The organism is Lentilactobacillus dabitei (genome assembly GCF_019061365.1).
In the GTDB taxonomy this organism is placed as follows: domain Bacteria; phylum Bacillota; class Bacilli; order Lactobacillales; family Lactobacillaceae; genus Lentilactobacillus; species Lentilactobacillus dabitei.
The window spans coordinates 1-13,464 of sequence record NZ_JAHPPD010000076.1 but is presented as its reverse complement, the minus strand read 5'-3'; the positions used below and the strand labels follow the sequence as shown (position 1 = coordinate 13,464).

The window sequence follows — 13,464 nt, the reverse complement described above, 5'->3', positions numbered from 1 at the left end:
AAAAAGGCATTCGATTGTGTTATCTGAAGAATAACATGCTCGAATGCCTTTTTGAATACGTCCAGTTATTTAGTGCTTACGCAGAAACAGCTTGAGTTATAAGCCTGTGAGCTGATGATAAGTGTTTGCTTTTAGAATAATACTTCAAGCAATAGTCGTTTGCATGTGAAGGCCCCCTACCATAAGTCCTTGTTTTAGGACTTATGGTAGGGGGCCTTTAACTGTTTATACCTTTGTGTTTGCCAACACCTGCAGAGAATCATTGACCTTCTCCGCACACATTCTACCTTCGTGGATCCCCCAGATTACAAGGCTGGGTCCGCGCCGGCAATCACCTGCGACAAATACTTGGCTGTCATTGGTGGTGAAGTTATTGTTCTTTTCCGTAATGTTAAACTGATCAAACAACCACTGTTCAGCACCGGTGAAGCCCATTGCCAATAAGACTAAATCAGCTTTGATCTTCTTGCTGCTGCCAGCGATTGGTTTGAAATGATCCACTTTACTAATCTCGGCTTCTTCGACGTGACCATCATTGCCAAAGAAAGCGGTGGCGGTTGACGAGTAAGTCGTAATGTCGCCAAATAATGCTCTGGCCTCCTTTTGACCATAGCCATTCTTTTGTACCATCGGCCACTCTGGCCACGGGTTACTTGCTTGCCGTTTGGTTGGTAGAGATGGCGTGATTTCCAACTGAGTGATGCCAGCACATCCCTGACGGATAACCGTGCCGATACAATCATTACCAGTATCGCCACCACCAATGACAACAACGTGTTTGCCTTTCAGCTTGGTAGTTGCGGCTGGACCGTCTTCTATCACAGACTGGGTTGCGATCTTCAAGTAATCAACCGCTTGATAGATGCCTTTAAGATCACGACCATCGACATCCATATCGCGGGCTTGACGTGCACCTGTACAAATGATAACCCGATCAAAATTCTGCTTGAGTTCCTCGGCGGAAATATCGGTGCCAACTTCAGTGTTGGCGACTAATTCAATGCCGACATCGCGCAGCGTTTGAATCCGGCGTTCGACAACTTCTTTTGGCAACTTCATGTTAGGAATTCCGTACATGAGTAGGCCGCCGAAACGATCATCGCGTTCAAAAATCGTAACGGAGTGACCGAGTTGATTTAAGCGCCAAGCTGCGGAAATTCCAGCTGGACCGCTGCCCACCACCGCAATCTTTTTGCCGGTTCGGTGCAGGGGTTTACCAGAATCAACGACCCAACCATTTTTAAATCCTTGTTCGATAATGAATTTTTCGTTATTTCGAATCGTGATACCGGGGCCATTTAAGGCTTGGACACAAGATGCCTCACATGGTGCAGGGCACACTCTACCAGTCATATCTGGTAAGAAGTTTGTCTTCGTTAACCGTTCAAATGCCGCTTGGTCACGATTGCGATAAACCAAATCATTCCATTCGGGAATCAAGTTATCGTTTGGACAACCACTGACTGCCCGGCCGCCACCATAAAAGATACCGTGGTGACAGAAGGGAATGCCACAGTTCATACAGCGGGCGGCTTGTTCACGCCGGTCACCGTCACCGAGGTCTAATTCCATCACGTTAAAGTCTTTTACCCGTTGCATAATTGGGCGCATTGGATTGTCTTTTCGGGGGTATTTCAAAAAAACTTTGGGATCTGCCATGATTATTTCCTCCTATTCCTGACCAGTTGCCGTGTAGAAGGCTTTTTCGATGACTTGCTCTTCTGGAACGCCCGGCTTGGTAAATTTGTCGATTAAATCATGCATCTTGTGGTAATCACGAGGATAAACCTTGATAAAGGTTTGTTTCTCATTTTCCCAATTGTCAAGAATCTGTTTAGCAGTTTCTGATTGCGTGTAAGTGTAGTGCTGACGAATTAATTTCTTCAAAATGCTGTCATCACCATTTTCACCAACGTGGTAGAGATCGACTAAGTCTTGGTTGCAGTTCTTTTCAAAGTCGTGTTTCCAATCATAAACGTAGGCAATCCCGCCGGACATCCCAGCCGCGAAGTTTCGGCCGGTTCTGCCAAGGATAACTGCTACGCCACCCGTCATGTATTCACAACCATTGTTCCCGATACCCTCAACGACGACGTTGGCACCAGAGTTACGGACACAGAAACGTTCGCCGGCCCGGCCGTTAAAGTAAGCTTCGCCACCAGTTGCACCGAAGCAGGCCACGTTGCCGATGATTGGGGAGTGAGTATACAGGTTGCGGGCTTGCTTTGGAGCAGCAACAATCAAGCGACCACCGGAAAGGCCCTTACCAACGTAATCGTTGGCTTCACCAACCAGCTTGACTTCCATGCCTTGGGTAATGAAGGCACCAAAGCTTTGACCAGCAGTTCCCTTGTAATGGTATTTAAGTAACCCAGGCTTTAAGCCATTATTGCCAAAGCGGGCACCAATCCAACCACCCATCCGGGTTCCAACCGCCCGCATCGTGTTATTGATTGGCAGGTTAACCGTCGTTGAAGTACCGCTTTCAAGGCTGGCTTTGGCAAAGACATCCAGATCAGGCCAATTGTATTTTGGCTTGAATGGATCTTTGACTTTCCGATCAATCGTAATCGTCTTATTGATCATTCGGTCATAGTTCAAAGTCTTGGCTTTGCCTGCTGGCACATAACGGGGCTGCAAATGTTCCCCGTGGCCAACCATTTGATCAACAGTTCGATAGCCCAGGGCAGCCATTTGTTCTCTGAGGTCTTCTGCCAAGAAGTGCATCATGTTAATGATGTGCTCCGGTTTACCAGCATAAAGTTTTCTCAAATCAGGGTTCTGGGTGGTAATTCCAACTGGACAGGTATTCAGGTTACATTTGCGCATCATGATACAGCCAATGGCAACCATTGTGAGGGTCGCAAAACTGAATTCTTCGGCTCCCAACATGATCGCAACGGCAATATCACGACCCGTTAATAATTTTCCATCAACTTCCAAGGTAGTTCGTTGGCGCAAGTGGTTTAAAGCCAGGGTTTGGTGCGCATCAGCCAAGCCCATTTCCCACGGCAACCCACAGTCACGAGTCGAATTTCGTGGTGCAGCGCCCGTTCCACCGTCGTAGCCGGAAATCACCACCGTGTTTGCGCCAGCCTTAACAACCCCAGCGGCAATCGTGCCGACACCAGTTGAAGAAACCAACTTCACATTGATAGTGGCGTAGGGATTGACTTCTTTCAAATCATAGATCAACTGTTTTAAATCTTCGATCGAGTAAATATCATGGTGAGGTGGCGGCGAAATCAACTGCACCCCGGCGATTGAACCTCTGATGTTCGCAACCCAAGGATAAGCCTTACCGGCAGGGAGTTGACCACCTTCACCCGGCTTAGCACCTTGCGCCATCTTGATTTGAATTTCTTCGGCACTCATCAGATATTCTGTATTGACACCAAACCGTGCGGTTGAAACCTGTTTGATCTTACTGTTGCGATCCAGGCCATCCTTACCAACGTGGAAGCGACTGCGGTCCTCACCACCTTCACCGGTGTTACTGCGGGCACCCATCTTATTCATCGCAATTGCAATGGTCTCATGGGCTTCCTGAGAAAGTGCGCCAAAGCTCATGGCACCGGCTTTAAATCGTTTAACGATTGAGCTAACCGGTTCAACTTCACTCAATGGCACTGGGTGATTGTTGGATTGCTTGATGTCCCACATTGAACGCAAAGTCGTTGGATTTTCTCGGGCTTCAGCATTCATTTGAGCCGAGTATTTTTGATATTCGTCATAACTGCCCGAACGAACGGCTTTTTGGAATTGATAAATTGATTCTGGATTATACAAATGGTATTCACCATCGACTTTGTATTGGAAGCTGCCACCAGATGGTAAATCGTCGATTGAATGGGCGTCATAAGCTGATTGATATTTCTCGTAATATTCATTTTCAATTTGATTCAAGTTAATACCGGCAATTCGAGTTGGGGTTCCAGTAAAATACTGGTCAACCACTTCGTCAGCCAGACCAACTGCTTCGAACAATTGAGCCCCTTTGTAGCCGGCGACAGTTGAGATCCCCATTCGGCTCATAATCTTGATAATCCCTTTGGTCGAAGCCTGACAATAACTCGGAATTTGTTTTTCAAGTCCGCGTTCAGCCAAGGTTGCAAAGGCACCGTATGGGTGAATTGCCATGGCTCCGTAACCAACCAAGCAGGCAAAGTGGTGGATTTCACACGCTTCAGCTGTGTCGACCACGATAGAAGCCTCGGTTCCTTTACCTTGGCGAACCAAATAATTATTTAAGCCAGCAACCGCTAGGAGAACCGGAATCGTCATTTGGTGTTCATGAACTGGCCGGTCGGAAAGAATTAAGATAGTTGACCCATTATCGATGGCATTTTCAGCCTGTTTAAATAAGCGTTCCAATACGTGAGCCAATCGGTTAGGGGTATCCGTTAAATCGTATGCCAGAGAAAGCTTGGTCACTTTTAACGCAGGTAAATCCAAGTTTTTGATCTTGGCATATTCTTGGTCAGTCAAAATTGGGCTGTCGATCCGCAGTTTTTGGCAGTTGCCAGCAACGTCCTTGGTCACGTCATCGTCACGCCCTAAGAATAAGGTCGTACTGATCACAATTTTTTCTCGTAATGGATCAATGGGTGGGTTGGTCACTTGTGCAAAGGACTGTTTAAAATAGGTAAACAATGATTCGGATTTAATGCTTAAAACTGCCAATGGGGAATCAAAACCCATCGCAACAACTGGCTCACCACCATTTTTAGCCATTGGAATTAATGCAGTTTCGATGACTTCGTGGGTATAACCGTTGCGCCGCCATAATTTTTGTAAGTCATCACCGGAAACTTTAGGTTCAGATTTAACTTCTGGTAAGTTGTTTAGGGTTAATCGATTGGCGTTTAACCATTGTTCGTAAGGATGAGCTTCTGAAAATTGGTGCTTTAATTCATCGGATTTGTAAATCTTACCCTTCTGAGTGTCCACCAGCAGCATTTGGGCCGGTGACAGGATGCCTTTATCAACGATGTCTTGAGGGGCAACGTCAACGACACCGGACTCTGAGGCAACGACTAACTCGTTATCTTTGGTCAGGGTATAACGGGAAGGCCGTAACCCATTTCGGTCAAGGAAGGCACCAACCTGAATCCCATCAGTGAAACAAAGGGCAGCTGGACCATCCCAAGGTGCTGTAAATGAAGCGTTGTATTCGTCAAACGCCCGTTGCTTCTTCGGCATGTCAGCCCCTTTGCCCCAAGCTTCAGGAACCATCATCATTAATGATTGGGGAATCGTCCGGCCATGACGATAAAGATACTCCATACAGTTTTCCAATTTAGCCGAGTCTGAATCGTCTTCATCATATATTTCGATGTCGTGGCTGGTCATCCAGTTTTCGGCACCCTTCAAGGTGTTAATTTCACCGTTATGGGCAAGGAAGCGGAATGGCTGGGCACGATCCCAGCTTGGAAATGTGTTGGTTGAAAAACGGGAGTGGATCAAACAAATGGCACTCTTCATTTTTGGATTATGTAAATCTGAGAAGAATAAGCCAACTTGATAAGCGTGCAGCATCCCCTTATAGACGAGCGTCCGACTCGAAAGCGAACAGATATACATCGACTCACGGTCAAACGTTTTTTCGAGTTGTCGTCTCAAAACATATAAGTGGTCTTCAAAATCTTGGCCAGGCTTAACTTCGAAAGTCCGTTTCAAAACAACCTGGGCAAATCCTGGCATTGATTTCTGGGCAGCAGGGCCGCAACTTTCATAGACGAATGGCACGGACCGGGTCCACAGAACTGTGAAGCCAGCTTCTTCCATTTTATGAGTGACAGCTTTCAGCATTGCGTCACGTTCTTGCTCGTCGTGCGGCAAAAATAGTTGGGCAACGGCATAATCGCCGGCCTTTGGTAATGTCAGGTCGACCTTTGCCATTTCACTGCGGAAAAAGGCATCCGGCATTGCCATCAGAATCCCAGCACCGTCACCGGTGTCAGGCTCTGCGCCAGTTCCGCCACGGTGGTTCATTCTTTGTAACATGGTGAGGGCTTTTTCAACAAGCTCATGGCTTGGATGGCCATCGACTTGAGTGATGAAGCCCATCCCACATGCGGCATGTTCAAATTTGGGAGAATACATCAGTTTCTCCGAGTTCGTTAGTTTACTCGTTTCTTCACCTACTTAACAAATTGGATGTAATTTCTGCAGATATAGTTTTAATAATATTCTAATTTTATGATAAAACAACAACTTTTTTTAAATTTATTTCAAAATGAAATTAGTCTGAGTGATCACCAAAACGTTATCATTACCGTTATTAAAGCTATGAATGGACAGAGCTATGTGATGAATAAAAAATCAGTTATTGCTTAATCGGGGTTAGAAGTCTATTATGAAACATAATTTTATTTTTAACATGATTCTCATAAACTGAACGATTCGTCAAAATGTCAGGTTAGAGAATTTGATTTGTCAATTTACATAATGAAAGGGGATTACCCACCATGGCAACATTACAAGTAACAGATCTTCACGTCAGTGTGGCCGACGAAGAGGCTAAGACAACCAAAGAAATTCTCAAGGGCGTTAATTTAACCATGAATACGGGAGAAACCCATGCCATCATGGGGCCTAACGGAACCGGTAAGTCAACATTATCCGAAACAATTATGGGCAATCCAAAATATTTGGTCACCCAAGGCGATGTCACCTTAGATGGCGTCAGCTTGCTCGGCAAAACGGTTGATGAACGGGCGCGCGCCGGGCTATTTCTGGCAATGCAATACCCAGCCGAAATTAAGGGGATTACCAACTCAGAATTTATGCGGGCAGCGGTTAATGCTACCCGGCCAGAAGACGATCCCATTTCAGTTCGCGCCTTCTTAAAGGAACTCGATAAAAACTTGAGTATTTTAAACATGTCAGATGATATGGCCGAACGGTATTTGAATGAAGGCTTCTCTGGTGGTGAGAAGAAGCGGAATGAAATTCTTCAACTCATGACTATCAAACCTAAATTCGCTATCCTTGACGAAATTGACTCTGGCCTAGACATTGATGCCCTGCAAGTTGTTTCTAAAGGGGTTGATGAAATGAAGAGTCCTGACTTTGGGGTCTTGATGATTACCCACTACCAACGCCTATTGAACTATATTCATCCCGATCAAGTGCACGTGATGATGGGTGGCCGGATCGTGAAGACCGGAGACGACTCATTAGCTCAAGAACTTGAAAAGACGGGGTATGCCGGCTTACGAGATGAATTTGGCCTGGATGTCGACCTGGTTGACGAGGATGTGCCTGCAGGAAACGGAGGTCGATAGAATGCTAAAATCAGCTGTTCTGGATATGAATCCGGCGTTGTTAAAAAGTTCAACGTTCGCCAACGAGCCCAAATGGCTGACCGACATACGCCGGCGGGCATGGGAAAAAATTGAATCACTTGAAATGCCGGTGTTTGCGAAAATTAACTACCATAGTTGGCCATTATTGAAGTTAGCTGCAGATCCCAGTATCAATGTTTCGGTTCCTAAAGAAGTCACCGAAGAAGCCAAAAATTATCACTTAGCAACGATTGGCCAAATTGTTGCCAAATTAGACTTAAGTGACAAGCTCAAGAAAAAAGGCGTGATCCTCTGTGATATGCAGACCGCCATTCAAGAACACCCGGATCTCGTCAAACAATACTTGTTTACCAAATCGATTCATTTTGATGAAAATCGGTTAGTTGCGGTGGATGCAGCTTTAATCAACGGTGGCGCATTCCTTTATGTCCCTCACGATGTCGAAATTAGTGATCCGATTAACCTGCTTCAATTCCAAGATAGTCGCCAAGCAACTAATTTCATTAACCATACGGTCATCGTTGCTGGCGAAAACAGCCGTTTTAAAGTTCTTCAACGATCGGCAACGGTTGGTGAAGTTGCCAATCCTGCCCATATTATGGTGGAAATTATTGCTGAAAATGGCAGTTACGTTAAATTTTCTGCTTTGGATTCGTTGGCGACCCAGACCCATGCTTACATCAATCGGCGTGGTTATCTGGAAAAGGATGCCAGAATTGATTGGACAATTGGTCTGTTCAACGATGGTAATACGATCGCCGATTTTGATTCAGATTTAGTTGGCATTGGTTCTCATACAGAAATGCAGACGGTTGCGATTTCGACCGACCGTCAGACGCAGGGGATCGATACCCAGGTGACCAACTACGCTGCCCACTCTGAAGGCAACATTCTTCAGCGAGGCATTTTACTTGGCGCGTCATCATTGGTTTTCAATGGTATCGGTAAAATTATCAAGGGTGCCCATGGTTCAAAGGCGCAACAAGAGAACCGGGTATTGATGTTATCGCCGAAAGCCCGTGGGGATGCCAACCCAATTTTGTTAATTGACGAAAATGATGTGATTGCCGGTCACGCTGCCAGTGTTGGCCGGATTAACCAGGATCAGCTGTACTATCTGATGAGTCGCGGCTTAACCAAAGAAGTTGCTCAACGATTAGTTGCCCGTGGATTTTTAGGCGTCGTTTTGTCAGACATTCCAATGGTAGAAGTCAGGGACCAGATGGTGGCAATGATTGAAAGGAAGTTAGTCAATGGACAAGGGACTGAATAATTCAAGAAAAGATTTTCCAATCTTAGACCAACAGGTTAATGGCGAGCCCCTTGTTTATTTAGACAACGCGGCAACTACCCAGAAGCCTAATCAAGTCTTAAGGACGATTGTCAATTATTATCAAAATGACAATGCCAACGTTCATCGGGGCGTCCATACGCTGGCTGAGCGAGCAACCGACAGTTATGAAGCGGCCCGTGACAAGGTAGCCAAATTTATTAACGCTGCGAGTCGAAAATCAATTGTGTACACCCGTTCGACTACTGAAGGCTTGAACTGGGTTGCTTCAAGTTTCGGTAATTTGGTGGTCAATGAAGGCGATGAAATTGTCATCTCTCAGTTGGAACATCACAGTAACATTGTCCCTTGGCAACAGGTTGCTCAAAAGCAACACGCAACTTTAAAATATATCGATTTGACTGCTGACGGTGAATTGGATATGGACAGTGCCCGTCGCCAGATCACCGATAAGACCAAGATTGTGGCGATTGCCCAAGCTGCCAACGTCATGGGAGTGGTCAATCCGATTAAGGAATTGGGTCAAATTGCCCATCAACACGGCGCGTATATGATCGCTGATGGCGCTCAGGCTGCTCCGCACATGAAGATTGATGTTCAGGATTTGGACGTTGACTTTTATGCTTTTTCAGGTCATAAAATGCTGGCGCCAACAGGCATTGGCGTGTTCTATGGCAAACAAGCGCTGTTAGAAATGATGCCACCCGTTCAATTTGGTGGTGAAATGATTGACTTTGTGCATCACCAGGATGCTTCTTGGACTGAATTACCTTGGAAGTTTGAAGCCGGAACTCCCAATATTAGTGGTGCAATTGCTTTGGGAAGTGCCATTGATTATTTAACGAACTTGGGAATGGACAACATTCACGCTTATGAGCATGAACTGGTTGCCTATACCCTCCCAAAGCTCTTAGCAGTCGATGGGGTCACAGTTTACGGGCCCCACGATCCTAACAAGCATACTGGCGTGTTGGCCTTTAACATGGCTGGCTTGCACCCCCACGATGTGGCAACCGGTTTGGATATGGAAGGCGTTGCCGTTCGAGCAGGTCATCATTGTGCCCAACCACTAATGGAATATTTGAACGTGACCGCCACGGCGCGGGCCAGCTTTTATTTTTACAATACCCAAGCTGATGCGGATAAATTTATTCAGGCGGTTACGGCAGTAAAGGAGTTCTTTGCCGATGGGATTAGCTAAATTAAATCAACTATATCGTGAAGTGATTTTGGATCATGCCCAGCATCCTAGAAATCGCGGTGAGCTGGCCGATGCAACCGGGGTGATGGAGTTGCGCAACCCAACTTGTGGGGATGTGATCAGCGTTTCCGTTCAGATTGACGATGATAAGATCGCTGATTTGAAATTTGCAGGCAGTGGTTGCACCATTTCCCAAGCTTCTGCCAGCCTAATGACAACGGTGCTGATGAATAAATCTGTGGAACGGGCGCGGGAACTGATCATGGCCTTTTCAGCTTTGATTACAGGTGAAAAAGTCAGCGAAAAAGATGATGATGAATTGGGTGACGCGGCCTTGGTTGGTTCGGTTGCTGAATTCCCTGCCAGAATAAAGTGTGCGGCCCTTGCTTGGCACGCACTGGATGAATTACTAGATGAGAAAGGAGCGACCGCCCATGACTGATGTGTCAGAAATTGTAAAGGATACGGATTACGAATATGGCTTTCACGATGACGTAAAGCCGGTATATTCTACCGGCAAAGGTCTGACTGAAGAAATTGTTCGCCAAATTTCCGCTGAAAGGCACGAACCAAAGTGGATGTTGGATTATCGACTGGCCGCTTACCGCGCTTATCTTAAAATGCCAGAACCTTCATTTGGTCCAGATTTGACGAAACTGGATTTGGCCAATATGAAGTTCTATCAAAAAGCGACTGATAAGAAGTATCGGGATTGGGATGACGTGCCTGATAAGATTAAGACAACGTTTGACCGGCTCGGAGTACCAGAAGCCGAACGAAAGTATTTGGCCGGCTCCTCAGCTCAATATGAGTCTGAAGTGGTTTACCACAACATGGTCAAAGAGTTTGAGAAGCTGGGGATCATCTTTACGGATACCGATACGGCTTTGCAAAAATATCCCGAATTATTCAAGAAATGGTTTGGCAAGTTAATCAAGCCGACGAATAATAAATACGCTGCTTTAAATTCGGCAGTTTGGTCCGGCGGTACGTTTATTTATGTGCCAAAGGGTGTCACCTTGACGACGCCAATTCAGGCCTACTTCCGATTGAATGCCGAGAATTCAGGTCAATTTGAACGGACCCTGATTATCGTTGACGAAGGCGCTCATGTTGAATACGTTGAGGGCTGTACTGCACCAACTTATAAGAGTGATAGCCTCCATGCCGCAGTGGTTGAGGTGAACGTTTTGCCTCACGCTTATTGCCGCTACACGACGATCCAGAACTGGTCAAACAACGTTTACAGTTTGGAAACCAAACGGGCTCAGGCACTTGAAGGGGCCATTATGGAATGGGTTGACGGGAACTTAGGCTCCAAAGTGACCATGAAATACCCATCCGTTTATTTAAATGGTGAGGGTGCTCGGGGCACGATGCTGTCAATTGCGGTGGCTGGTAAAAATATCGATTCTGATACTGGTGCTCAAATGATTCACAATGCGCCGAATACATCTTCATCAGTTGTTTCCAAATCAATTGCTAAGGATGGCGGTGCAGTGGACTATCGGGGCAAGATCAAGTTTGGCCGCCACTCAGACGGCTCATTTGCCCACGTTGAATGTGACACGATTATTATGGATGACAAATCCTCGAGTGATACGATTCCCTATAACGAAATTTTGAATAACAATGTGTCAATGGAACACGAAGCAAAAGTTTCCAAGATTTCTGAAGAGCAACTGTATTATTTGATGAGCCGGGGAATTTCTGAAGCGAAGGCCACCGAGATGATCATCATGAGTTTCGTTGAACCCTTTACCAAGGAATTACCGATGGAATACGCGGTGGAATTAAACCGGCTGATTAGTTTTGAGATGGAAGGCTCAATTGGATAGGAGGTCACAAAATGAGTGAAGTAGATGAAAAAAGATCTTTTAAAGACCGGGCAATGTCCGTTTTGGAAAACGTGGTTGACCCTGAGTTAACGATTGATATTGTTAATCTAGGCCTTATTTATAATGTTGAATTAGATGATCAGGGCTTATGTACGGTCACGATGACCTTAACGATCGCTGGCTGCCCATTGACCGATTATTTGAACGAAGCCATTGATGAAGAATTAATGGGCTTCGATGAAGTTAAGGACGTCAAGATTAATTTAGTTTGGGAGCCAGCTTGGTCAATTGACAAGATGTCTCGGGAAGCCAAATTGGAACTTGGGATTCACTAACGGATGGGAGTGACGCTATGAAAGAAGCAACAACTGTAACAAATTCAACCCTTGATACAGACCTCAAAGAAAAGGTTGGCCGTTGGCTTAAAGTTTGGAAGCCGGGGCTAATTGTGATGCTGGCTGATACCGATGCCGGTTGTTTGATTACTGCGGTCCAATCTGGTGCTCAGTGGGGGTATGCGATGGTATTACCACAACTATTGCTGATCCCAATTCTATATATGGCCCAAGAAATGACCGTCCGGCTAGGCATTGTTACTGGCAAGGGCCACGGTGCCCTGATCCGGGAGAATTTTGGCAAATTCTGGGCGTGGGTTTCTGCCGGAACATTAGCCGTTTCGGCGGTGGGCGCCTTACTGACGGAATTTGTCGGCATTGCCGGTGTTGGTGAATTATTTGGCATCTCGAAATGGATCACGATTCCAATTGCCACAGTTTTGCTGATTGCCGTGGCATTTACCGGTAGTTATCGGCGAACCGAAAAAATTGGGGTGCTCGTTGGCTTGGCTGAGTTGGCTTTTATTGGGGCGATCTTCTTTATTCATCCTAATTTGTCAGGAATGGCAAATGGCTTGATGACGATTCCTTGGAAACATTCATCTTACATATATTTGGTCGCTGCCAACGTTGGGGCGGTTATCATGCCTTGGATGATTTTTTATCAGCAGAGTGCCGTGGTTGATAAGAGGTTGAATATGGCTGCCATAAAAAAAGCGAAGCACGATACGTTAATTGGCACCTTTTTGACTCAAGGCATCATGATCCTCTTTGTGGTCGTGTTTGCTGCGACGATTGGCCGAACCGGTTCTCATGCCTCACTAAGTTCAGTGGGTGATTTGGCATCTGCCTTAGGGCCGTTTATCGGCAGCGATACCGCTAAAATCCTGATTGGTGTCAGCATCATGGGTGGTGCCTTGGTTGCAGCCTTAGTTGTCGCATTGGCGGGAACTTGGGGAATCACCGAAGTGCTTGGTTGGAAACATAGCTTAAACGAAAAATTTGATCGCAAAAGTGCCGGCTTTTATATTATTTATATTTTGGCCCACGTGATTGGCGCAGCTTTAGTACTGGCCAATGTTGAGATGGTTCAAATGGCAGTCTTCGTCCAAGTATTAAACGCATTAATGCTGCCGATTGTGTTGGGGCTTTTGCTGATGCTGGAAGCCAAAGCTCTGCCAAAGAAGTACCGGATGCACGGTTGGTATAAGTACACTGTTACGAGTTTGTGTTTAGTCGTGATGGCTTTTGGTGTGTACATGGTAGGACCCACGGTTGGCTTGTGGTAATTTGGTTACGCGACTGTTAAAGTTGAGGAGTGGAAACCCAATTTATAGTGGCAGTTGCTTATTTAAAATTTATACTAAAAAATTAATTTAACCGTTTAATAAAGAAAGGCACCCATTCCTTGTGAAGTGCCCTACAATTGTTAGACAAGTAAGTCTAATGATTGTGGGGCTTTTCTTGTGACAAAATATAGTAGTCAATT

General features: G+C 45.8%; 9 protein-coding genes. 7 read left to right on the top strand and 2 right to left on the bottom strand.

Going from position 1 to position 13,464, the window contains the following annotated elements; genetic code table 11:
- Positions 1–225: 225 nt before the first annotated feature.
- Positions 226–1,659 carry a glutamate synthase subunit beta gene (locus tag KTE19_RS10710; protein WP_217342269.1) on the bottom strand — a complete coding sequence of 478 codons (1,434 nt, stop codon included), beginning with the start codon at positions 1,657–1,659 and terminating at the stop codon, positions 226–228.
- 12 nt (positions 1,660–1,671) lie between these two features.
- A complete protein-coding gene (gene gltB, locus KTE19_RS10705; protein WP_217342268.1) occupies positions 1,672–6,105 on the bottom strand; it encodes a glutamate synthase large subunit in 4,434 nt (1,477 codons plus the stop codon).
- Between the two features lie 365 nt (positions 6,106–6,470).
- On the opposite strand from gltB, the gene sufC reads away from it, so the two are divergent.
- From sufC to KTE19_RS10670, 7 genes are read left to right on the top strand one after another with little or no spacing between them, the layout of a single operon-like run.
- Positions 6,471–7,289: a Fe-S cluster assembly ATPase SufC gene (sufC, locus tag KTE19_RS10700; RefSeq protein ID WP_217342267.1), complete on the top strand. Its 819-nt coding sequence runs from the start codon at positions 6,471–6,473 to the stop codon at positions 7,287–7,289.
- A 1-nt stretch (position 7,290) separates the two neighbouring features.
- Positions 7,291–8,583, top strand: coding sequence for a Fe-S cluster assembly protein SufD (sufD, locus tag KTE19_RS10695; RefSeq protein WP_217163781.1), 1,293 nt, complete (start codon positions 7,291–7,293; stop codon positions 8,581–8,583).
- Positions 8,564–9,802, top strand: coding sequence for a cysteine desulfurase (locus tag KTE19_RS10690; RefSeq protein ID WP_217342266.1), 1,239 nt, complete (start codon positions 8,564–8,566; stop codon positions 9,800–9,802). The genes sufD and KTE19_RS10690 overlap by 20 nt, the downstream gene beginning before the upstream one ends.
- Positions 9,789–10,244 carry a Fe-S cluster assembly sulfur transfer protein SufU gene (gene sufU / locus KTE19_RS10685; protein WP_217163785.1) on the top strand — a complete coding sequence of 152 codons (456 nt, stop codon included), beginning with the start codon at positions 9,789–9,791 and terminating at the stop codon, positions 10,242–10,244. The genes KTE19_RS10690 and sufU overlap by 14 nt, the downstream gene beginning before the upstream one ends.
- Positions 10,237–11,640, top strand: a complete 1,404-nt coding sequence (gene sufB / locus KTE19_RS10680; protein WP_217342265.1) for a Fe-S cluster assembly protein SufB — start codon at positions 10,237–10,239, stop codon at positions 11,638–11,640. Before sufU ends, sufB begins: the two co-directional genes overlap by 8 nt.
- Positions 11,641–11,651: 11 nt before the next feature.
- Positions 11,652–11,975, top strand: coding sequence for a metal-sulfur cluster assembly factor (locus KTE19_RS10675; protein ID WP_056981941.1), 324 nt, complete (start codon positions 11,652–11,654; stop codon positions 11,973–11,975).
- A 17-nt stretch (positions 11,976–11,992) separates the two neighbouring features.
- Complete coding sequence (locus KTE19_RS10670) at positions 11,993–13,264, top strand: NRAMP family divalent metal transporter (protein ID WP_217342264.1); 1,272 nt, start codon at positions 11,993–11,995, stop codon at positions 13,262–13,264.
- The last annotated feature ends 200 nt before the right edge of the window (positions 13,265–13,464 follow it).